This is a genomic window from Streptomyces sp. NPDC054765, from assembly GCF_053612065.1.
In genome coordinates this window covers 1-21,923 of the sequence record NZ_JBSHBP010000085.1, presented here as the reverse complement: position 1 = coordinate 21,923, position 21,923 = coordinate 1, and the positions used below count along the sequence as shown (strand labels likewise).

Genomic DNA, 21,923 nt, shown 5'->3' with positions numbered 1-21,923 from the left:
GATCCGCCCGCCCTCCGTACGCAGAAGGAGCAACCGCATGGCTCCCACCTACGACGTCATCGTCCTCGGCCTCGGCGGCATGGGCAGCGCCGCCGCCCACCATCTCGCCGCCCGCGGCGCCCGGGTCCTGGGCCTGGAGAAGTTCGGCCCGGTGCACCACCGCGGCTCCAGCCACGGCGGCTCCCGCATCACCCGGCAGTCCTACTTCGAGGACCCCGCCTATGTACCGCTGCTGCTGCGCTCCTACGAGCTGTACGAGAAGCTGGAGCGGGACACCGGCCGCCGGATCGCCACCCTCTGCGGCGGGGTGATGGTCGGCCGCCCCGACAGCCGTACGGTCCGCGGCAGTCTGGAATCCGCCCGCCGCTGGGACCTCCCGCACGAGATGCTCGGCCCCAAGGAGATCCGCCGCCGCTTCCCGACCCTCACCCCCGCCGGCGACGAGGTCGCGCTGTACGAGGCGCGGGCCGGGCTGGTCCGGCCGGAGTACACGGTCGCCGCGCATCTCCAGCTCGCCGGCCGGGACGGCGCCGAGCTGCACTTCGAGGAACCGGTCACCCGCTGGGAGGAGCTGCCCGGCGGTGGCGGGGTCCGCGTCCACACCTCCGAAAACACCTACACCGCGGGCCAGTTGGTGATCTGCCCGGGAGCCTGGGCGCCCGGACTGCTCACCGACCTGGGCGTGCCGTTCACCATCGAACGGCAGGTCATGTACTGGTTCGCCCCCGACGGCGGCACCGCGCCCTTCGTCCCCGAGCGGCACCCGATCTACGTCTGGGAGGACGACCGGGGGGTCCAGATCTACGGCTTCCCGTCGATCGACGGACCCGGCGGCGGCGCCAAGGTCGCGTTCTTCCGCAAGGGCACCGTCTGCACACCGGAGACCATCGAGCGCGCCGTGCACGACGAGGAGGTACGCGCCATGGCCGACCAGGTCGCGCCGCGCATCCCGGCCCTCCCCGGCCGCTTCCTCAAGGCCGCCACCTGCATGTACTCCAACACCCCGGACGAGCACTTCGTGATCACCCGGCACCCCGCACACCCGGAGACCGTGACCGTCGCCTGCGGATTCTCCGGACACGGCTTCAAGTTCGTCCCCGTGGTCGGTGAGATCGTCGCCGATCTCGCGCTGACCGGCGCCACCGCGCACCCCATCGAGCTGTTCGACCCCCGCCGGCCCGCCGCCGCGGCCGCTTGAGGAGACCGCCATGACGACCACCCACACCGAGTCCGCACCGGCCGGGTCCACCACGCCCGCGGCCGGTGCCTCCCCGAGCCTGATCTCCACCCTCGCCGGCCACTACTACACCGACCCCGCAATCTTCCGCCAGGAACAGGAACACATCTTCGAGCGGCTGTGGTTCTGCGCGGTACGCAGCGCCGATCTGGACAAGCCCGGCGCCTTCCGTACGGTCCGCATCGGCCGGGAGAGCGTGCTGATCACCCGCAACCGCCGCGGCGAGCTGCGCGCCTTCCTCAACATCTGCCGGCACCGCGGCGCGCAGCTGTGCACCGAGGAGTCCGGCGAGGTCCGCCGCAACCTCCAGTGCCCGTACCACGCCTGGACCTACGACCTCGACGGCCGTCTGGTGGCCGCTCCCAACCTGCAGAAGATGCCGGACATCGACCGCACCGAGCGCGGTCTGGTCACCGTCCCGCTCCGCGAGTGGCTCGGCTACGCCTGGGTCTGCCTGGCCGACGCACCGCCGTCCTTCGAGGAGACCGTGATCGGCGCGGCCGTCGAGCGGCTGGGCGACGCCGCCTGTCTCGACCGCTACCGCACCGAGGGACTCGCCCTCGGCAGGCGCCTGACCTATGACGTGCGCGCCAACTGGAAGCTCATCATCGAGAACTTCATGGAGTGCTACCACTGCGGCACCATCCATCCGGAACTCACCGAGGTGCTCCCGGAGTTCGCCGACGGATTCGCCGCCCAGTACTACGTCGGCCACGGCGCGGCCTTCGCCGAGGAGGCCGGCGGCTTCACCGTGGACGGCACCGAGGGCTTCGGCCGGCTCCCCGGCCTCGACGACACCCAGGACCGCCGCTACTACGCGATCACCGTCCGGCCGCAGGTGTTCGTCAACCTCGTCCCGGACCATGTCATCGTCCACCGGATGTTCCCGATGGCCCCCGACCGCACCGTCGTCGAATGCGACTGGCTGTATCTGCCCGAGGTCGTCGGCTCCGGCACGGACGTCTCCAAGTCCGTCGAGCTCTTCCACCGCGTCAACGTCCAGGACTTCGACGCCTGCGAGCGCACCCAGCCGGCCATGAGCTCTCGCGCCTACCGCGCCGGAGGGGTGCTGGTACCCAGCGAGCACCACATCGGCGCCTTCCACCACTGGGTCACCGACTGCCTGGAGGGCGAGCCTGCCCGATCCGCCCGCTGACAGTCGTATCGTCCGGTTCCGGCCGGCCGGGGTCTGCGGCCGGACCGGCCCGGCGGCCCCGGCCGGGCCGGGGCCCCGGAGCGGCCCCGGCCATGTCCCGCCTGCGCGCGTTCCCCGGCCCGTCCGGGGAGCGGGGGCCTGAGCTCGGGCACGTATGGTCCGACCACACGCTCTGTGTGACATAGTTTTGTCAAGGGAGCACGGGGCCGAGCCGGGGAGTGGTGGATGTCTGCCGAATGGCGACCTGTGCGGCAGTCACGCACACATGAGCTCGTGCTCGAACGCATCGAGGAGCGAGTGCTCGCGGGAGAGCTCAAAGCCGGGGACCGATTGCCGCCCGAGCGCGAGCTGGCACCGGTACTCGGCGTCAGCCGGTCCGCGCTGCGCGAGGCGCTGCGGGTGCTGGAGACCATCGGGGTGCTGGTCGCACAGGCGGGCCGTGGGCCGGACGCGGGGGCGCGGATCGTACGGAACCCGGACGACGCACTGGGCCGGCTCTTGCGTCTGCACTTCGCTCTGGGGAGCTACCGCCTGCAGGACATCCTGGAGGCACGGGTGGTGCTGGAGCGTTCCAGCTTCGAGGCGGCCGCGGAGCGCGCTCCGGCGGCGGACCTCGACGAGGCCGAAGCGCTCCTGGTGCGCATGCAGGAGCCCGAGGTGGGAGTCGCCGATTTCAACGACCTGGACACCCGGTTCCATGTCGCCCTCGCCCGTAGCTCGGGCAATCAGCTCACCTCCACCCTCACCTCGGCCGTACGGGAGTCGGTGCGTCCGCTGATCCTGCGGGCGCTGGAGACGGCGGAGGACTGGCCGGCCACGGCGGGTGCCCTGAACGCCGAGCACACCGAGCTGCTGCGTCTGGTGCGTGCGGGTAAGGGCGCGAAGGCCGCCGACCTGGTCGAGGCGCATATCCGTGGCTTCCACGGCACGTTGGTCGACGAGAAGCCCGAGGCGGATCAGGCCGATCAGGCGGACCGGACGTACCGGGCAGGCGACGCGGACGAGGCGGGCCGGGAAGGCCGGGTCGGCGGCGCCGGGTCCCAGGACCGGTAGGCGGAAACCGCGTCAGGACCGGCACGAGGGCGGGGCGGGCCGGCCCCCGCCCCCGCCCCCGTTCCTCTACGGCAGCATCCAGGACAGCACCGGAAGCGACTGCAGAGCGACCAGGACGCACAGGACCGCCAGCATCGCGACGCTGTATCCGGCGGCCTTGCGCAGCAGGATGCGCTCGGTGCCGGGCTGCTGAACCGCGGTCGCCGCGATGGTCAGGTTCTGTGGGCTGATGAGTTTGCCGACGACACCGCCGGTGGTGTTGGCGGCCACGAGCAGGGTCGGGTCGATGCCCGCGACCTTTCCCGCGGTCTGCTGGAGCGTGGCGAACAGCGCGTTCGACGAGGTGTCCGAGCCGGTGACGGCGGTGCCGAGCCAACCGAGGACCGGGGACAGCACGGCGAAGAACCTGCCGGTGGCGGCGAGCCAGGTGCCGATGGCGAGGGTCTGTCCCGACTGGTTCATGACATAGCTCAGTGCCAGCACGGTGGCGACCGTGGCGATGGCGATCCGCATGTTCCGCACGGTGCGCCCGGCGCAGGACAGGCCCGTGCGGGCGGTCATCGGGAAGCGGTCGGAGTCCTTTGCGCGGCTGTAGATCAGCATCACGAGGAGGCCGGAGAGGAGGAGCAGGGTGCCGGGATTGCCCAGGACCTCCAGTTTGTAGACCGCGCTGCCCGCGGGGGAGCCGTCGGCGGCCAGGAGATTGCCGTACAGGCCCGGCCAGTTGAGCTGGAGGGTGAGGGCGCCGAGCAGCTTGGGCATGTCGAGTCCGCCGACGTGGAGCTTGGCGAGCGCGAAGACCGTGATCACCAGGAGGTACGGCAGGACGGCAAGACAGACGCGGCGGCCGGTGAGCGATTCGGCCTCGACCCGGGAGCGCTGCTCGTCCGGCGTCGTGGGGGACCAGAAGCGCAGCATGACCACGGCGGCGCCGAAACCGGCGAGCGCGGCGACGACATCGGTGAGCTCGTACGCGAAGTGGGCCGAGCACCAGAACTGGGCGAGCGCGAACACGGATCCGGTGACCAGGGCGACGGGCCACAGCTGCCGCAGTCCGCGCAGTCCGTCGACGAGGAAGAGCAGAAGCTGCGGGACGAAGAGCGCGAGCAGCGGGCTCTGGCGGCCGATCACGCCGGCGAGGTCCTCGGCCGGTATGCCGGTGAGGGTGCCCGCGGTGGTGATCGGGATGGCCATGGCGCCGAAGGCGACGGGTGCGGTGTTGGCGACCAGGACGGTCACGGCCGAGGTGAGCCGCGGCAGCCCGAGCGCCATCAGCATGGCGGCGGTGATCGCGACGGGGGCGCCGAACCCGGCGAGGGCTTCGAGGAGTCCGCCGAAGCAGAACGCGATGAGCATGGCCTGGACGCGCAGATCACCGCGGCCGACGGAGTTGAACGAGCGGCGCAGATCCTCGAAGCGGTTGCTGACCACGGTGAGTTCGTAGAACCAGATCGCCGACACGACGATCAGCATCACGGGGAAGAGACCGAAGGCCAGACCCTGGGTGGCGGACAGGACGCCCAGCCGCAGCGGCATCCCGTAGCCGAGGACCGCCACCAGCAGCGCGGCCAGCAGGGCGCCGAGGGCGGAGTGCAGCGCGGAGCGCCGGGCCGCCATCAGCAGCACGAAGAAGGTCGCCAGGGGGACCAGGCCCAGTAGCGCGGTGGCGGTGAGGCTGTCCCCGACGGCGGCCACGTCAGGGGTGTAGGCCGCCGCCAGGACGGCGGGTGAGGTGGTGGCCACGGAGTGCTCCTCATCGAGTTCTGCGCGCCGTCCGGCCGGTCGGAAGGTCCCGTCCCCGGCGAGAGCGGCGTGCCCGGTGGCTGAGAATCGGCCCTCAGTAGTCCATTGAAGATGTCGCATGTCAATAAGGTCGGACCAAACTTCGCTCTTACTTTTCTCTTCGGTCCGTAACGAGTATGGTCGGACCATAAGCGCGAGGGAGGTTCAATGCGCATCGCACTCTTCGCCACCTGCCTGGGAGACACGCTCTTCCCGGAAGCGGTGAAATCCACCGCGGTCCTGCTGGCCCGGATGGGCCATGACGTGGTGTTCCCGCAGCAGCAGACCTGCTGTGGCCAGATGCACGTCAACACCGGCTATCAGCGAGAGCCGGTGCCGCTGGTCCGGAACTTCGCCGAGCAGTTCGGCGACCCGTCGATCGAGGCGGTGGTGATGCCGTCAGGGTCGTGTGCGGGCTCGGTCCGCCATCAGCACGAGATCGTCGCCGCACGGTACGGGGACGCCGCGCTGCGCGCCGGGGTCGCCACCGTGAAGACCAAGACGTACGAGCTGTCCGAGTTCCTCGTCGACGTGCTCGACGCGACCGACGTCGGCGCGTACTTCCCCCACCGGGTGACCTACCACCCCACTTGCCATTCCCTGCGGATGCTGCGGGTCGGCGAGAAGCCACTGCGGCTGCTGCGCGCCGTCGAGGGCATCGACCTGGTGGAACTTCCCGAGGCCGACGCGTGCTGCGGCTTCGGCGGCACCTTCGCGGTCAAGAACGCCGGCACGTCCTCCGCGATGCTGCGGGACAAGACGGCCCACATCACCGGCACCGGCGCCGAGGTGTGCACAGCGGGCGACTCGTCCTGTCTGATGCACATCGGCGGAGGTCTCTCGCGCATCAAGTCCGGTACCCGGACACTGCACCTGGCACAGATCCTCGCTTCCACCCGCACCGCGCCGTATGCCCTGACGGAGGCCGCCCGATGAGCTTTCCGACCGGCCCCTCGACGAGCGGCACCTTCCTCGGTATGCCCGCCGTCCCCCCGCGCTCCCCGTACGGGACGGGCCATCTGCGGGGCGAGCGCACCTTCCCCAAGGCCGCCCACGACGAGCTGGGCAACGAGCAGTTGCGCCGTAACCTGGGCAAGGCCACCCACTCCATCCGCGCCAAGCGCCTGGACGTCACCGGTGAACTGCCCGACTGGGAGCAACTGCGCGACGCCGGCTCGGCGATCAAGACCGACACCATGAACCGGCTGCCCGAGCTGCTGGAGCAGTTGGAGCGGAAGGTCACCGAGCACGGCGGCACGGTCCACTGGGCGCGCGACGGCGTCGAGGCCAACGAGATCGTCGCCCGGCTGGTCAAGCGGACCGGCAGCGAAGAGGTCCTCAAGGTCAAGTCGATGGCCACCCAGGAGACCGGCCTCAACGAGCACCTGGAGAGCCAGGGGATCACCGCCCTGGAAACCGACCTGGCCGAGCTGATCGTGCAGCTCGCCGATGACCGGCCGTCGCACATCCTGGTCCCCGCGATTCACCGCAACCGCGAGGAAATCCGGGAGATCTTCCTCCGCCGGATCCCCGGCGTCGACCCCGCGCTGGGCACCGACCCCGCCGACCTGGCCGCCGCGGCACGCGCGTACCTGCGTGAGAAGTTCATGACGGCCAAGGTGGCGATATCCGGCGCCAACTTCGGGATCGCCGAGACCGGCACCCTGTCGGTGGTCGAGTCCGAGGGCAACGGCAGGATGTGCCTGACCCTGCCCGAGACGCTGATCACCGTCATGGGCATCGAGAAGGTCCTGCCGCGCTTCCAGGACCTGGAAGTCTTCCTCCAGCTGCTCCCGCGCTCCTCGACCGGTGAGCGGATGAACCCGTACACCTCGCTGTGGACGGGCGTGACGCCGGACGACGGTCCGCAGGAGTTCCACCTCGTACTGCTCGACAACGGGCGTACCGCGGCGCTCGCCGACACGATCGGGCGCGAGGCGCTCAATTGCATCCGCTGCTCGGCCTGCCTCAATGTCTGCCCGGTGTACGAGCGGACCGGCGGCCACGCCTACGGATCGACCTACCCCGGCCCGATCGGCGCGGTGCTCACCCCGCAGCTCGCCGGGATGCACGCCGCCAAGGACGACCCCAACAGCTCACTTCCGTACGCCTCCAGCCTGTGCGGAGCCTGCTTCGACGCCTGCCCGGTGAAGATCGACATTCCGTCGCTGCTGGTGGAGCTGCGGCACCAGCACACCGAACAGTCCGGCACGACCGCGGAGAAGCTGGCGATGAAGGCCGCGGCCACCGTCATGAAGCGGCCGAAGCTGTTCACGGCCGCACAGAAGGCGGCGGGGCTCGGGCGCGTACTGGCGGGGCGGGACGGCACGTTCTCCCATCTGCCGCCGCCGTTCCGGGGCTGGAGCGACAGCCGTGACACCCCCGCCCCGCCCCCGCAGTCCTTCCGCTCCTGGCTCGCCTCCGCCGAGGGCGCGGCCACGATGCGGGCGGCGGCGGAGGAAGGCGCACGGCACACCGACGACGATCCGCAGGAGGCACAGTGACCGCGACCGCACGTGAGACGGTGCTCCGACGCGTCCAGGACGCACTGGCCCGCTCCGACCGGCCCGAGGTGACCGTCCCCCGCGCCTACCGCACCGGCCGCGTCCTGGCCGACGGGGAGCGGCTCGCCCTCTTCACCGACCGGCTCGTCGACTACAAGGCGCAGGTGCGCACCTGCACGGCCGGCACCACCGCGACGGTGATCGCCGAGGTGCTCCAGGCGCGCGGGGCACGGCGGATCGGCGTACCTCCGGGGCTCGACCCGGCCTGGCTGGCCGCGTACGACGGGGAGATCCGCACCGACTCCCCAGCCGTTCCGGGGCCCCGTCTCGACGCGCTGGACGGGGTGGTGACGGCCTCCGCCGTCAGCTGCGCCGAGACCGGCACGATCTTCCTGGACGGTGCCGCGGCGGACCAGGGGCGGCGCGCGCTGACGCTCGTCCCCGACCTGCATGTGTGTGTCGTCGACCTGTCGTCGGTGCAGACCGGCGTCCCGGAGGCGGTGGCACGGCTCCTGCCGGAGCACCCGACCACACTGATCAGTGGTCCCTCGGCCACCTCCGACATCGAGCTGGAGCGGGTGGAGGGCGTGCACGGCCCGCGCACCCTGGAGGTGCTGATCCGTACCGATGTGTGAGCGGCTTCGGTCTGCCGCACCGCGGCCCGGCCGCCCGTGCGGCCGGGCCGCGAGCCACCTCCGGGCGACCCGGCGCATCCTCCTGGCCGCCTGACCCGTCGGCCGCGGCCCCGGGGCGCCTACAGCCGCCGGTTGTCCAGCACCGCCACGGCCCGCCGTACCCGCTCGGCCTCCTCGGCGTCCACGTCCCCGACCAGCAGGTCCGCCGTGCCGCCCAGCTGAGCGCGGACGGTTCCGTCGGGGCCGATCAGCGCGCTGTGCCCGACACCGTTGGGCGCCTTGGTGGGTGCCTCGGGATCGGCCTGCGGATCCGGGGCGGCCTGGCCCACGGCTGCCAGCCAGACCGTCGCGTCCAGGGCACGGGCCCGCACCAGCAGGTCCCACTGCGCGCGCTTGCCCGGCCCCGCGCCCCAGGAGGCGGGCAGTACGGAGACCGTCGCCCCGGCGTCCGCGTGCGCCCGGAACAGTTCGGGGAACCGCAGGTCGTAACACGTGGCCAGCCCCACCCGGACGCCGTCGACCTCGATGGTCACCACCCGCCGGGCACCCGGGGCGACCGTGTCGGACTCCCGGAACCCGAACGCGTCATACAGATGGATCTTGTCGTAGGACTCCTCGACCCCGGGTCCCGTGGCGAGCAGGGTATTGGCCACCCGCCCGTCGGGCGCGGGGGTGAACATGCCCGCCACCACCGTCACCCCGGTCTCCCGGGCAACCGCTCGTACGCCCTCGGCCCATGGCCCGTCCAGGGGTTCGGCCACCGGCGCGAGCGGTACCCCGAACCGCACCATGGCCGCCTCGGGAAGGACCGCCAGCCGGGCCCCCTCGCGCCCCGCGCGACGGACCTGGTCCTGGACGTCCCTGAGGTTCTCCTTCGGATCGGTCGATGCCGTCATCTGGCACAGCGCGATGCGCATACGGATCTCTCTTCTCTCGTGCCGGTCGGTTGCTCCGGGACCTGGTGCCGGCCCGGCTCGCCTCGGACGCCGGGCGGGCCGGGCCGGCGTCCGAGGCCATCCTGCCTGCCCGCTTCCCGGCGGCGGTCGCCAGGCGGGTGTACTCCTCCTGCCCATCGTGCGCGGGATCCCGCCCCGGCAGCACGTCCACGAAGGTGATCACGGCGGACCGGGCAGGCACGGCGCCCGTGGCAGCCGGCTGCCGGACGAACCCGGCAGCGCGGTGAACAGCAGCGGTGCGACGGCCCCGCCGATCACCCCGGCCGGCGTGTACGGCGGCGGGGAGCCGGTGCAGCGCGGCCGAGGGGTGAACCGCTCGGCGACGAAGGCGGCCTGCGGCCCGTACAGCGGGGACTCAGGCGGTGATCACCTCACCGCCCGTGCCGGCGATCTCCTCCGGGCGCAGCAGGGCCGCGAGCCGGTCGGCCGGCAGCAGCCCCTGCTCCAGGACCAGTTCGGCGACGCCGCGTCCGGTGGCCAGTGCCTCCTGGGCGATCGCGGTGGCGGCGGTGTAGCCGATGTGCGGGTTGAGGGCGGTGACCAGTCCGATGGAGTTCTCCACACTCGCGCGCAGCGTCTCGGTGTTGGCGGTGATGCCCGCGACACAGCGCTCGGCGAGGGTGCGGCAGGCGGCCCCGAGGTGGGTGATGCTCTCCGAGAGGGAGTGCAGGATCACCGGCTCGAAGGCGTTGAGCTGGAGCTGGCCCGCCTCGGCGGCCATGGTGATGGTGACGTCGTTGCCGATGACCTCGAAGGCGACCTGATTGACGACCTCGGGGATCACCGGGTTGACCTTGCCGGGCATGATGCTCGAACCGGCCTGTACCGGCGGCAGATTGATCTCCGCGAGGCCCGCGCGCGGTCCGGAGGAGAGCAGCCGCAGATCGTTGCAGCTCTTGGAGAGCTTGACCGCGACGCGCTTGAGGACACCCGACAGATGAACGAACGCCCCGCAGTCCTGGGTGGCCTCGACGAGGTGGGCGGCGGTGACCAGCGGCAGGCCGGTGAGGGCGGCCAGATGCCTGCGGGCCGCTTCGGCATAGCCCTGGGGGGCGTTGAGCCCGGTGCCGATGGCGGTGGCACCGAGATTGATCTCGTGGATGAGCAGAACGGCCTCCGCCAGCCGGCTCTGGTCCTCCTCCAGCATCACCGCGTACGCCGAGAATTCCTGGCCCAGGGTCATCGGCACGGCGTCCTGGAGCTGGGTGCGCCCCATCTTGAGGACGTCGCGGAACTCCTCGGCCTTGGCGGCGAAGGCCTCCCGCAGCACGGTCATCGAGTCGAGCAGTTCCCGTACGGCGATGATCGTGGCGACGTTCACGGCCGTCGGGTAGACATCGTTAGTGGACTGGCTGAGGTTGACGTGCTCGTTGGGGTGCAGACGGCCGTGGTCGCCCTTGGCATGGCCCAGGATCTCCAGCGCCCGGTTGGCGATCACCTCGTTGGCGTTCATGTTCGTCGAGGTACCGGCACCGCCCTGGATGACATCGACGATGAACTGGTCGTGCAGCCGCCCGCCGGTCCGGATCTCGCGGCAGGCGGCGGCGATGGCATCGGCCCGGTCCCGGTCGAGCAGCCCGAGGTCTTCGTTGGCGCGGGCCGCGGCCTCCTTGACGGCGGCGAGCGCATCGATCAGGTGCGGGTAGGCGGAGATCGGCGTACCGGTGATGGGGAAGTTCTCCACGGCGCGCAGGGTGTGCACGCCCCAGTAGGCGTCGGCGGGTATCTCGCGGTCGCCGAGGAGATCGTGTTCGCGGCGGTGGCCGGCGGCAGTCATGGTGCAGGTGGTCCTTTGCGAGGGTGGGGGAGAGGGGCGGGGTGCAGGGCGCAGGGGCGGGTCCGTGAAGTGAGGTGACGTGGCGTCAGATGCCCTGCGGGGTCAGTGCATCCGTCGCCCGAAGCGTCCCGACCGGTGCGCCGCCGCCGATGACGGGTGTGGCGGCGAAGGCGGCGAGAACGCCGGGGTCGACTCCGCAGTGGGCCAGGGCCGCCGCCGTGACCGGCATCCGGGCGCGGTCGGCGCCGTCGGCTATCTTCACGCCGACGGCCCGTCCGTCCGGCAGCGCCGCGATCTGCACCCCCTCGAAGCCGTCCTTGGCGAGCAGGCCGGGCACCGCCCGCACCAGACGGGCCACGTCCCGGCCGCTGCCGGAGACCATCTCGGGGTACGTACGCATGGCGTGTGCGACCCGGCCCTCGCCGGTGCCGGGGGCGGCCGTCGCCAGCCGGGCCGCGGCCCGGGTCAGACCGTGCAGCGACACCGAGAACAGCGGGGCGCCGCAGCCGTCGACCGTGACCCGGGCGATGGCCTGGCCGGTGAGGTCCTCCACGGTCGCGGCCAGCTCCCGCTGCAACGGATGCCCGGGGTCGAGGTAGTCGTCCGGAGACCAGCCCCGGGAGTGGACCGTCAGCAGCATGGCGGCGTGCTTGCCCGAGCAGTTCTGTGCGAGGCGGGTGGGCCCCAGACCGCGGCGGAGCCATGCGTCCCGTACGACGGGGTCGTACGGCAGATCGGGGACATTGCGCAGTGCGTCCTCGCTCAGTCCGGCGGTGGCCAGGATGCGCCGGGCGGTGGCCAGCTGCCGTTCCTCACCGGAGTGGCTGGCCGCGACGAGGGCCAGTGCCTCGTCGTCCAGCGGCGGCAGTCCCGCGCGCAGCAGACCGACCGCCTGGACCGGCTTGAGCGCCGAGCGCGGGTAGCACGCGGCCTCGATGTCGCCCGCCTGGAATGCCACGCTCCCGTCGGCCGCCAGCACCACGACCGAGCCGTGGTGGACGCCCTCGACGAGTCCTCCGCGCACCACATGGGCGACGGGGACGTGGGCCGGTTCGCGGACCGCGGGCGGTTCGCCTCCGGCGTGGTGCGGCGGCACGGTGGTGCTCTGACTCATGATCAGTTCTCGGTACTTTCGGTGCTGTTGGTGGGTTCGGTGGGTTCGGTGGGTTTGGTGGGCCTGGTGGGTTCGGAGGGAACGCCTGCTCACGCGCGCTCCTCGTCCTCCGTGGAGGGGGCCGTGCGGCGCTGCGGCCGCACGATGGTGGTCAGCGTCGTCTCGACGCGTGCGAGGTGGTGCGTCATGGCTTCCACCGCGTCGTGCTCGGAGCTGTCGACGAGTGCCTCGACGATCGCCCGGTGTTCCCGGTTCGACTGCTCGCGCCGGCCCCCGAGCTCATTGAGGAACGCCGACTGGCGGGCCAGCGCATCGCGGATCTCCTCGATGACCCGGCGGAAGACCGGATTGCGGGCCGCCTGGGCAACGGCGAGATGGAAGAGGGAGTCCATCGCCACCCATGCGGTGGTGTCGGTCTCCCGCTCCATCCGCTCCAGCAGATGGGCCAGCTGGTCGAGGTCCTCCGGCGTACGGCGCACCGCCGCGTACCCGGCCACCGGGATCTCCACATGCCGGCGCACTTCCAGCAGGTCGCTCGCCGCGTAGTCACCGAAGGTCGGGTCCGCCACCGCCCCGCCGGAGACGACGAAGGTGCCCTTGCCGGTGCGCGAGACCGTCAGCCCCATCGTCTGGAGCGCGCGCAGCGCCTCCCGGAGTACGGGTCTGCTCACCTCCAGCCGCCGGCAGAGCTCCGCCTCGGAGGGGAGCTTGTCCCCGACCGCGTAGTCGCCCCGCTCGATGGCGCCGCGCAAGTGGTGCAGGACCGCTTCCATCGCGCTGATCCGCCGGGGCACATCGCCAGCTGTCTGGCTGTCTGACAGGTTCACCCGGGGATCGTCGGTTCCGGCCGGGGGAGCTGTCAAGGGGTGGGGCGCGGGTGATTTCGTCGGGGCCGGACTTCGACCTGGTCCCGGACCTGCGGTGGACCGCTTGGGGACCCGGCCGGGTCCCGGTCCCGGAGCGCCCCACACCGTCGCCACACTCCCGCCGGGCCCACGGAAGCAGCCGGCCTGCGGATCGCGGTGGCGTGCGGGCCGGCGGGCTCCGGCCGTTCGGGCCGGTGCGCGGAGGTCCGGTCGGTGGGCGCGCTCAGTGGGTGCTCGCCCAGCGGTAGCGGTGTTCGGGGCGTCCGGTGTCCCCGTATTTCAGGGTCAGGGTGATGTGGCCGCTGCGTTCGAGGTGTTTCAGATAGCGCTGGGCGGTGGAGCGGCTGACGCCGGCGCGTGCGGCGACCTCGTGGGCGGACAGCGGCTGCCCGGCCGCGCCCAGGACCCGGCGGATCAGATCGACGGTCGCCGCCGAGTGACCCTTGGGGAGCTCCGTGTGCGGGGAGTCGGTGGTCCGGAAGGCACCGAAGATCCGGTCCACCTGTTCCTGGCCGGCCTCGCCGCGGCCGCCCACCCCCTCCACTGTCCGGCGCAGCGCCGCATAGCCGTCGAGTTTGGCGCGCAGCCCGGAGAAGCCGAACGGCTTGACGAGATACTGCAGCGCACCACAGCGCATCGCATCCTGGACCGTGGCGACATCACGGGCCGCCGTCACCATGATCACGTCGGTACGGTGGCCGAGCTGCCGCAGCCGCCGCATCAGCGCCAGGCCCGTTTCGTCGGGCAGATAGTGGTCCAGCAGGACCAGATCGACAGGGGTGCGCTCCAGGGTGGCCAACGCCTGGGCGGCAGTGTGGGCGCGGCCGGCGACCCGGAAGCCGGATACCTGCGACACATACGCGGCATTGATCTCGGCGACGTGGAAGTCATCGTCCACGACCAGGACATCGATCATCGTGCCGCTCCGCTCACCAGGGGTCTTCGCCCGTGCGGCACGGCTCGCGCGGGGCGCTGTGGCCGTCGTCGTACGTCTGTCACCGTGGTCCTCCCTGCACCGGTGGTGCGTCCGTCACCGTGCTTCTCCCGTGTGCGTCCGTCACCGTGCTTCTCCCGCGGCCGTGAGCTGACGCCCGGGGGAGTCGTCCTGCCCGGCGAGCGCCTCGGGGAGGACGACGGTGAAGACCGCGCCGCCGCCCGCGCGGGCGGTCACCCGGGCCATCCCGCCGTAGCGCTCGGAGAGCCGGCGCACCAGCGCCAGGCCGATGCCCCGGCCGCGGTGGAAGGCCACCGGGCGCGCGGACGGCCGGGCCCCGGGCGAGGGCGGCGCGGCCTCGGTGGACCAGCCCTCGGCGGCGGGCGGGGCGGCCTTGGTGGACCAGCCCTCGGCGAAGATCTGCTCCCGTAGCTGCGGCGGCACCCCCGGCCCCGTGTCCGAGACCCGCAGCACGGCCGTGGTGCGCTCGGCCCGCAGTTCCACCTCGACGAACGGCTCGTCGCAGCGGCGCTCGGCAGTGGCGTCCAGCGCATTGTCGATGAGATTGCCCAGCACGGTCACCAGGTCGCGCGGGTCGACCACCGCGTCGGGCAGCAGCGTCGCGGCCGACACCCGCAGCGACACCCCGCGCTCGGCCGCGATGGCCGCCTTGCCGACGAGCAGCGCGGAGAGCAGCGGATCGTGCACCCGCTCCGCGATCTGCTCCGCGGACGCCCGCTGCGCACTGGCCACTTCGCTGACGAACTCCACCGCCTTGTCGTGCCGGCCCAGTTCCAGCAGCCCGCGCAGGGTGTGCAGCTGATTGGCATGCTCGTGGTCCTGGGCCCGCAGCGCGTCCAGCAGCCCCTGGGTGCTGTCCAGTTCGCGGCCGAGCAGCTCCAGCTCGGTGCGGTCCCGCAGGGTCACCACCGCTCCGCCGTCCTGCGTCGGCATCCGGTTGGCGACCAGCACCCGGCCGCCGCTGACGGCCAGCAGATCCGTGCCGTCCACCCGCCCGGCCAGCACATCCGTGGTCCGGCCCGGCGGCAGCACCTCGTCCAAGGCCCGGCCCGTGGCCCGCGCATCCAGGGCCAGCAGCCGCGCGGCCTCGTCGTTGACCAGCCGGATCCGGCCGCGCCGGTCGAAGGCGACGACGCCCTCACGGATGCCGTGCAGCATCGCCTCCCGCTCGTCGAGCAGCGCGGAGATATCCGCGAACGCCACTCCGTGCGTACGGCGTCGCAGCCGCCGGGAGAGCGCGACCGCGGCCAGCACGCCGACGGCCAGCGCCGCGCCCGCGTACCGCAGCAGCCCGGGGATGGTGCCGAACAGCCGCCCGCGGACGCTGTCGTAGGCGATACCGACCGACACGGCACCGACGATCCGGCCGTGGCCGTCGCGCAGCGGCACCTTGGCGCGGGCCGAGCGACCCAGCGTGCCGGTGTCGATCTGCCGCACCTGCCGCCCGGCAAGGGTCCGGCTGGGGTCGGTGGAGACATGCCGCCCGATCTCGTCGGTGTTGGTGTGTGACCAGCGCACTCCGTGGGTGTCCAGCACGACGACGTACAGCGCCCCGGTCGCGCTGCGGATCCGCTCCGCGTCGGCCTGTACCGGCCCGTGCACCGTCGGCCGGGTGGTGATCAGCTCGCGGGCGAGGTCCGGGTCCGCGGCGGTGGTCTGGGCGATGGACAGCGCCCGGCGCATCGCCTGGTCGTCCAGCTCGGAGCTGAGCGGGGCGAGGAACAGGCTGGTGGCGAGCACCATGACCCCGGTGGTGAGGGTCACTTGCGCGGTCAGCACCTGCGCAAAGACCCGTCGGGGCCAGCGGATCCGCATGCGGTCTCCCTTGTCTCCGGCCCCGCACCTTTGCGGAACCGAATCTTCCATTTTCATCGCACGGCGACCGCACCGTAAGCCGTGCGTGAGCGAACGCGCACCCCCTGGTGAGGACTTAGCCGTTCTAGCGTGAGCAAAATGAACACAACAGGGTTTGCGCGCAGAAAGGTGGCTTGCGCCCACAAGGCTGCCGCTGCGGCCCCGATCACTCCTAGCCTCCCGAGCCATGAACAGCAATACGAGCCCCGCGATCGAACTGCGGGGTACGAGCAAGGCATTCCGGACCCCCTCGGGGGCGCTGCACACCGCCGTCCGGGATCTGGATCTGGTCGTCGAACGCGGTGAGTTCGTCGCGGTGGTCGGCCCCACCGGGTGCGGTAAGTCCACCACGCTGACCCTGGTCAGCGGCTTGGAAGAGCCCACGGAAGGCGAGGTGCTGGTCGCCGGCGAGCCGGTCAGGGGCATCGGGGACAAGATCGGGTTCGTCTTCCAGCAGGACGCGGTGTTCCCCTGGCGCACCGTGCTGTCCAACGTGATGGCGGGCCCCCGCTTCCGCGGCGTACCGAAGGCCGAGGCCAGACAGCGGGCGCGGGAATGGCTCGCCCGGGTGGGGCTGGCGGCCTTCGAGGACCGCTATCCGCACCAGCTCTCCGGCGGACAGCGCAAACGCGTCGCCCTCGCCGCGACCTTCGTCAACGACCCCGAACTCCTGCTGATGGACGAGCCGTTCTCCGCCCTCGACGTGCAGACCCGGGCGCTGATGTCGGACGAGCTGCTGGAGCTGTGGTCGGGGACCGGCGCCTCCGTCGTGTTCGTCACCCACGACCTGGAGGAATCCATCGCCCTGGCCGACAAGGTCGTGGTCATGACCGCCGGTCCGGCCACCGTCAAGGAGGTCTTCGCGATCGATCTGCCGCGCCCCCGCAGGGTCGAGTCGATCCGGCTGGAGCCGCGGTTCATCGAGATCTACCGGGAGATCTGGTCCTCGCTCGGCGAAGAGGTCCGGATCACCCGCGAGAGGGGTGCCGCAGATGCCGCCTGAGACCACGATCCCGGTCACGTCCCCGGCCGGGACGGGCCGTACGGAACGCTCGCAGGCCAGGGCGCGCGCCGCGCGCAACCACAAGCTCCTGGTCCTCGGCACCCGGGTAGCGCTGCTGGTCGGGCTGATCGGACTGTGGGAGTGGCTCGCCCGCGCCGCCGTCATCGACCCCTTCAACTTCTCGATGCCCTCGAAGATCTGGGACCAGACGGCCCAGTGGGCGCTGCACGGCACCCCGCAGGGTTCGCTGTGGGAGCAGATCTGGTACACGCTCTACGAAGCACTCCTCGGCTGGATCATCGGCGTCATCGGCGGTGTGGTGCTGGGGATCGCGCTCGGCCGGGTCCGCTTCCTGGCCGATGTGCTGGGCCCGTACATCAAGGTGCTCAACGCGCTGCCGCGGATCGTCCTGGCCCCCATCTTCCTCATCTGGTTCGGCCTCGGACCGGCCTCCAAGGTCGCCTCCGCCGTCGTCCTCGTCTTCTTCCCGGTCTTCTTCAACGCCTTCCAGGGCGCCCGGGAGGTCGACCGCAACCTGGTCGCCAACTCCCGCATTCTCGGCGCGAGCAACCGCCAGGTGACCCTGCAGGTGGTGATCCCCTCCGCCACCTCGTGGATCTTCACCAGCCTGCATGTCAGCTTCGGCTTCGCGCTGATCGGCGCGATCGTCGGCGAGTACATCGGGGCGACCAAGGGCCTCGGCCTGCTGGTCGCGGCCTCTCAGGGCACCTTCAACGCGGCCGGTGTGTACGCCGCCATGGTGATCCTCGCCGTCGTCGCCCTGCTCGCCGAAGGGCTGCTGGCCTTCCTCGAACGGCGGCTCTTCCGCTGGAAGCCGGCCGACGCCGGCGACGGCCGCTGAACCCCGCCCTACCGACCCTGCTCCGCCTCACAAGGACGTGACCATGCGTACCCCGCTGAAGATCCCGGCCGCCGTGGCCGCCGCCACCCTCGCGCTGACCGGCCTCACCGCCTGCGGCTCCCCGGCAGCCGGCCCGGACGGCACGAACGGCAAGATCAAGATCATGGTGGGCGGCCTCGACAAGGTCATCTATCTGCCCGCGAGACTCACCCAGCAGCTCGGCTACTTCGAGGACGAAGGCGTCCACGTCACGTTGCTGACCGAACCGGCCGGTGTGCAGGCCACCACCTCGCTGGTCTCCGGCGACGTACAGGGCGTCGTCGGCTTCTACGACCACACCCTCGATCTGCAGGCCAAGGGCAAGCAGGTGGAATCGGTGGTGCAGTTCGCACACGCTCCCGGTGAGGTCGAAGTCGTCTCCGACAAGGCGGCGGGCGACCTCACCTCGGCCAAGGACTTCAAGGGCAAGAAGCTCGGCGTCACCGGCCTCGGCTCCTCCACCGACTTCCTGACCAAATACCTCGCGGTGAAGAACGGTGTGCAGACGAACGAGTTCACCCCGGTGGCGGTCGGCGCCGGCCAGACCTTCACGTCGGCCCTTGAGCAGGGCTCGATCCAGGGCGGGATGACGACGGATCCGACGGTCGCGCAGATCCTGGACAAGAAGCTCGGCAAGGTCCTCATCGACATGCGGACCCCCGAAGGCTCGAAAAAGGCGCTCGGCGGCGCATACCCCTCGTCCAGCCTCTACATGAACACCGACTGGGTGAACAGCCACAAGGACACCGTACGGAAGCTGGCCCGCGCCTTCGTGAAGACCCTCACCTGGATGTCCACGCACACCGCCGAGCAGATCGCCGCGAAGATGCCGGCCGACTACGCCCAGGGCGGCAAGGAGCTGTATGCCCGGTCGATCAAGGACACCCTGCCGATGTTCACCAAGGACGGGGTGATGCCGGCCGACGGGCCCGCGACCGTCGAACGCGTCCTGAAGGCCTTCAACCCCAACCTCAAGAACGCCACGGTGGATCTGAAGAAGACCTACACCACCGAATTCGTCAAGAAGTAGGCCCGGCCCGCGGACGGCACCGCCGCACGGCCCCCGCGAAGCGGACCTCCGCCCGGCGCGGCGGCGGAGCGTCCGGCACGCTACGGGCCGGTGCCGGCTCCGCGGTGGTGCCGGGCGGAGGCCCGCGTGACGTCGTTCAGCTGCGCCGCAGCACGATGTCGTCAAGGGATTCGAGCCGTTTCCAGCGTTCCCCCGGGGCACGTACGACGGGCATCAGATCGGCGGCGGGAAGGGGGCCCAGGTTCAGCGAGGTGAGCTCGACGACATCCTTCACGGGCACCTGGAACGTCCGGAAGGCGCCCAGCGGCGGTGGCGCTCCCGGCGTGGCGCCGGCCAGGGCCCGGTCGGCCTCCCGGGCCAGGTCCGGGCTCTGGTCGAGGACGTACGCCGTCGCCGCCAGGGCGCCGTCCCGGAGGAACACCGCCACCTTCCAGAAGCGCATCGGGACTTGTACGCCCCGGTACGGCGGGTCGGAGTCGTGCAGCACGGGCCCGGTGAGGACGGTGAGCCTGTGGCCGGACCGGGCGGCATGGTCGAGCAGATGGTTCTCCAGCTCCAGCCAGAGCTGCTTGCCCTGGTTGAACACATCCGCCTGCGGGGCGGCGTTGGTGTAGTGAAAGGTGTCCGTGTGGGCCTGGTCCGCCTCCGCGGCCTCGCCCCACACGGGATCGAGCCGGCGCACCAGATGCCCCTTGTCCAGGGAGTTGTCGCGGTACACCGCGTCGCCGGTCTGCCGGTCCCGGGCCAGCCGGGGATCGAACTGCCAGCTGCGCTCCCGTGGCACCTCGGCCGGCAGACGTGCCCCGTCGATGCAGACCGCGGCCGCCGCCGCCATCCGCCGGTCGGGGCGCAGCACCACGGTGAAGTGGGTGTACGGCAGCACCACAGTCTCTACAGCGGGGCTGCTGGGCATCGGCAGCGGCACCGGGACTCCGAGGAAGTGCTCGTCATACCCGGTACGGCCGGCCCATGACTGCCCGGACGCCGTCCCTGCCGCTGCCCCACCGGCCCGTGGGGAATCCGAGGGGATCATGCGATCACCGCTTCCCGGTGCCGCGGACTGCCGCGCGGCGCCCCACCCGAAGCCACTCGAACAGCCGGGCGTCCCGATGATGCCCCCGCCGCCGGGGACCTCGGGGTGGTTGGTGCTTCCACCTGTGCACGGTGCGCCGGAACGGGACGGCTGGAATGCCACGGCTGGAACGCGACGGACGGGACACGGCGGACCGGACATGACGCACGGGACCCGGCGGATCGAGCATGACGCACGGGACCCGGCGGATGGGACACGACGGACGGGAAACGACGGACGGGAAACGACGGACGGGACACGGCGCCGGGCGCGTGCCCCGTCCACGGATATCCACATCCTTCCGATGCCGGTGAGAACGTGTGGCCCTACTCGGCGGGGTAAATGTCTCCGCTGGCCATACCGCTCTCCTGCTCACTCTGGGACCGAAGCCTGAGGGCCTTCTCCTGGAGCCGCTTGCGCTCCTCCGGGTCGCCGGACCGTTCCGCGGCCGCCTGCAATTCCTGGGCCTTGTCGCGCATCTGCTGGATTCGTCCGCGTGATTCTCCTGTTGCGCTCATGATCTGTCCTTGAACGGTGTAGGGAGGGCTGCATTTACCAGGCAATCAGGCTCGGCGGCCCTTGGCACGTCGAAGGGTCACGCTCCGCGAGGGAGAACATCCGGCCGTAATCGCCGCAGGGAACGGGCGGCCGGTGCCCCCCTTTCCGGCCGGCCCGCGGCGGTGCGGAACCGCCCGGGTCCACCGACGGCGCCGCCGGTCCGAGGCCGGCGGTCCGCCGCCGCCGGCTCGCCCCCGCCGACCACGGCGCGCCCGGGGGTACCGGCGTGTCTCCACCGGATGGCCTTCCTGAATGGCGAGGGCACACGGAAGGGACGTTGGCTGAGGCACAGCACTCTCAACGTCCGCCGAGTGTCAGCGCTTCTGGTGTTTGACGCTCCCCTCGTTCAGTGGAGTCCCTCCATGACATCCGAACCAGCACTTTGTGGGGGCGACGCCGAACTGTCCTCGACAGAAACCGGCGAGCACTTTCCGCCCATGACCCCTGTGAACAACTCGGCCCACACCCTTTTGTGGGAGGCAGTCACCCATCGGCCCCTGGAGGAAGTCGCCGCCCTGGTGGAACTGCTCAAGCGCAGCGGCGATGTTCCCAATCCCGGCGATGAAGCCCTGCGCATGGCGGTGGTTTCCCGTCCGGTGAGCGAGGTCGCCGCACTCTTCGACATGCTGCGGGCCACCCCGCACACCGCGGAATCGAGCCAGGAGGCGCTGCGCGCGGTGGCCGTCGACAGATCCGTCGAGGAGGTGGCGCAGCTGATCGAGCTGTTCGACCGTACGAAGGACGGCGGCGCCGGTGTCCACGGCATGGCCGAGTACTTCCCGCCCGGCCCCGGTGACCCGGTCGAACCCGCACCCACCGCGTCCATGCACGTGCTCGACCCCGACGTCCGCCCGCTGGGCCGCAACGGGCAGCCGCTGTCCACCGTTCAGCGCGAGTCGATGGGCCGGCCGCCCCAGCGCACGCCCTGGTCCCAGCGGCCCGCCATGCCGCAGGGCGGGCCGGCGTGGGCCTCGCCCGCCGAAGCGGACCGGCAGCCGGGCTATGCGGTCCCGGGCGTGCTGCGCTCCGTACTGCGCTGGCCCGCGGCCGCGGCCCTGGCGCTGTGCGGCCTGAGCCATCTGCCGGTGAACGCGTCGCATCTGCAGGGCGCCCAGGCTGCCGCCGGGCTCTCGATGGCCATCGCCGTCGTGTACCTGCTGCTGGCCGGCTGGCTGGCGATGCGCGACACCGCCCTGGTCTGGACGGTGAGCGCCGCCGCGGCAATGATCATCATCGCTCTGCACGCGCTGTCCCGGGCCGGCGTCTTCGCCGCCCTGGGCAGTGGCCTGGGAGACACCGGCATGTGGCCCGAGCCGGTGGCGGTGGGACTGGCGGTCATCAGCGCCGGTCTCGCCGGTGCGGCGCTGCTGTACCGCCCGCGCCGCGGCGGTCCGGCCGCCGCACGTGCCTAGGGGGCGACGCCGCCACGGCCGCCAAGGGCGCGGGCCGAGACCCCGGTCAGGGTCTCGG

The 21,923-nt window shown here is 71.4% G+C and carries 19 protein-coding genes; 10 read left to right on the top strand and 9 right to left on the bottom strand.

Annotation, left to right across the window (positions count from 1 at the left end):
* Positions 1-37: 37 nt before the first annotated feature.
* The 3 genes from solA (at position 38) to ACWGJY_RS33710 (ending at position 3,446) form a co-directional block, all read left to right on the top strand.
* Positions 38-1,198, top strand: a complete 1,161-nt coding sequence (gene solA, locus ACWGJY_RS33720; RefSeq protein ID WP_453264687.1) for an N-methyl-L-tryptophan oxidase — start codon at positions 38-40, stop codon at positions 1,196-1,198.
* Between the two features lie 10 nt (positions 1,199-1,208).
* On the top strand, positions 1,209-2,393 hold the full coding sequence (locus ACWGJY_RS33715) for an aromatic ring-hydroxylating oxygenase subunit alpha (RefSeq protein WP_453264686.1): 1,185 nt from the start codon (positions 1,209-1,211) through the stop codon (positions 2,391-2,393).
* A 225-nt stretch (positions 2,394-2,618) separates the two neighbouring features.
* Complete coding sequence (locus ACWGJY_RS33710; RefSeq protein WP_453264685.1) at positions 2,619-3,446, top strand: FadR/GntR family transcriptional regulator; 828 nt, start codon at positions 2,619-2,621, stop codon at positions 3,444-3,446.
* Between the two features lie 66 nt (positions 3,447-3,512).
* Here ACWGJY_RS33710 and ACWGJY_RS33705 read toward each other — a convergent pair whose 3' ends face one another.
* Positions 3,513-5,189: an L-lactate permease gene (locus ACWGJY_RS33705; protein ID WP_453264684.1), complete on the bottom strand. Its 1,677-nt coding sequence runs from the start codon at positions 5,187-5,189 to the stop codon at positions 3,513-3,515.
* 207 nt (positions 5,190-5,396) lie between these two features.
* Between ACWGJY_RS33705 and ACWGJY_RS33700 the strand changes: the two genes are divergently transcribed.
* From ACWGJY_RS33700 to ACWGJY_RS33690, 3 genes are read left to right on the top strand one after another with little or no spacing between them, the layout of a single operon-like run.
* Positions 5,397-6,164, top strand: a complete 768-nt coding sequence (locus tag ACWGJY_RS33700; protein WP_453264683.1) for a (Fe-S)-binding protein — start codon at positions 5,397-5,399, stop codon at positions 6,162-6,164.
* Positions 6,161-7,732: a LutB/LldF family L-lactate oxidation iron-sulfur protein gene (locus tag ACWGJY_RS33695; RefSeq protein ID WP_453264682.1), complete on the top strand. Its 1,572-nt coding sequence runs from the start codon at positions 6,161-6,163 to the stop codon at positions 7,730-7,732. Before ACWGJY_RS33700 ends, ACWGJY_RS33695 begins: the two co-directional genes overlap by 4 nt.
* The gene (locus ACWGJY_RS33690) at positions 7,729-8,367 is read left to right on the top strand and encodes a LutC/YkgG family protein (protein ID WP_453264681.1); all 639 of its coding nucleotides are present in this window, start codon (positions 7,729-7,731) and stop codon (positions 8,365-8,367) included. The genes ACWGJY_RS33695 and ACWGJY_RS33690 overlap by 4 nt, the downstream gene beginning before the upstream one ends.
* Positions 8,368-8,486: 119 nt before the next feature.
* Here the strand turns inward: ACWGJY_RS33690 and ACWGJY_RS33685 are convergent, their stop codons facing one another.
* From ACWGJY_RS33685 to ACWGJY_RS33660, 6 genes are all read right to left on the bottom strand, one after another.
* On the bottom strand, positions 8,487-9,284 hold the full coding sequence (locus ACWGJY_RS33685) for a carbon-nitrogen hydrolase family protein (RefSeq protein WP_453264680.1): 798 nt from the start codon (positions 9,282-9,284) through the stop codon (positions 8,487-8,489).
* A gap of 394 nt (positions 9,285-9,678) precedes the next feature.
* Positions 9,679-11,100 carry an aspartate ammonia-lyase gene (gene aspA / locus ACWGJY_RS33680; RefSeq protein ID WP_453264679.1) on the bottom strand — a complete coding sequence of 474 codons (1,422 nt, stop codon included), beginning with the start codon at positions 11,098-11,100 and terminating at the stop codon, positions 9,679-9,681.
* Between the two features lie 85 nt (positions 11,101-11,185).
* Positions 11,186-12,214, bottom strand: a complete 1,029-nt coding sequence (locus tag ACWGJY_RS33675) for an asparaginase (protein ID WP_453264678.1) — start codon at positions 12,212-12,214, stop codon at positions 11,186-11,188.
* Positions 12,215-12,303: 89 nt separating this feature from the next.
* Positions 12,304-13,041 carry a FadR/GntR family transcriptional regulator gene (locus ACWGJY_RS33670; protein WP_453264677.1) on the bottom strand — a complete coding sequence of 246 codons (738 nt, stop codon included), beginning with the start codon at positions 13,039-13,041 and terminating at the stop codon, positions 12,304-12,306.
* A gap of 262 nt (positions 13,042-13,303) precedes the next feature.
* Complete coding sequence (locus ACWGJY_RS33665) at positions 13,304-13,996, bottom strand: response regulator (RefSeq protein ID WP_453264676.1); 693 nt, start codon at positions 13,994-13,996, stop codon at positions 13,304-13,306.
* Positions 13,997-14,137: 141 nt separating this feature from the next.
* On the bottom strand, positions 14,138-15,850 hold the full coding sequence (locus tag ACWGJY_RS33660; RefSeq protein WP_453264675.1) for a sensor histidine kinase: 1,713 nt from the start codon (positions 15,848-15,850) through the stop codon (positions 14,138-14,140).
* 226 nt (positions 15,851-16,076) lie between these two features.
* Here ACWGJY_RS33660 and ACWGJY_RS33655 point away from each other — a divergent pair, with 226 nt between their 5' ends.
* From ACWGJY_RS33655 to ACWGJY_RS33645, 3 genes are read left to right on the top strand one after another with little or no spacing between them, the layout of a single operon-like run.
* Complete coding sequence (locus ACWGJY_RS33655; protein ID WP_453264674.1) at positions 16,077-16,892, top strand: ABC transporter ATP-binding protein; 816 nt, start codon at positions 16,077-16,079, stop codon at positions 16,890-16,892.
* On the top strand, positions 16,882-17,754 hold the full coding sequence (locus tag ACWGJY_RS33650) for an ABC transporter permease (protein ID WP_453264673.1): 873 nt from the start codon (positions 16,882-16,884) through the stop codon (positions 17,752-17,754). Before ACWGJY_RS33655 ends, ACWGJY_RS33650 begins: the two co-directional genes overlap by 11 nt.
* 43 nt (positions 17,755-17,797) lie before the next feature.
* Complete coding sequence (locus tag ACWGJY_RS33645; protein ID WP_453264672.1) at positions 17,798-18,823, top strand: ABC transporter substrate-binding protein; 1,026 nt, start codon at positions 17,798-17,800, stop codon at positions 18,821-18,823.
* Between the two features lie 136 nt (positions 18,824-18,959).
* On the opposite strand, the gene ACWGJY_RS33640 is transcribed toward ACWGJY_RS33645, so the two are convergent.
* On the bottom strand, positions 18,960-19,856 hold the full coding sequence (locus ACWGJY_RS33640; protein WP_453264671.1) for a DNA/RNA non-specific endonuclease: 897 nt from the start codon (positions 19,854-19,856) through the stop codon (positions 18,960-18,962).
* A 365-nt stretch (positions 19,857-20,221) separates the two neighbouring features.
* Complete coding sequence (locus ACWGJY_RS33635; protein WP_453264670.1) at positions 20,222-20,413, bottom strand: DUF6381 family protein; 192 nt, start codon at positions 20,411-20,413, stop codon at positions 20,222-20,224.
* A gap of 477 nt (positions 20,414-20,890) precedes the next feature.
* On the opposite strand from ACWGJY_RS33635, the gene ACWGJY_RS33630 reads away from it, so the two are divergent.
* Positions 20,891-21,865 carry a hypothetical protein gene (locus ACWGJY_RS33630; protein ID WP_453264669.1) on the top strand — a complete coding sequence of 325 codons (975 nt, stop codon included), beginning with the start codon at positions 20,891-20,893 and terminating at the stop codon, positions 21,863-21,865.
* Positions 21,866-21,923 lie beyond the last annotated feature (58 nt).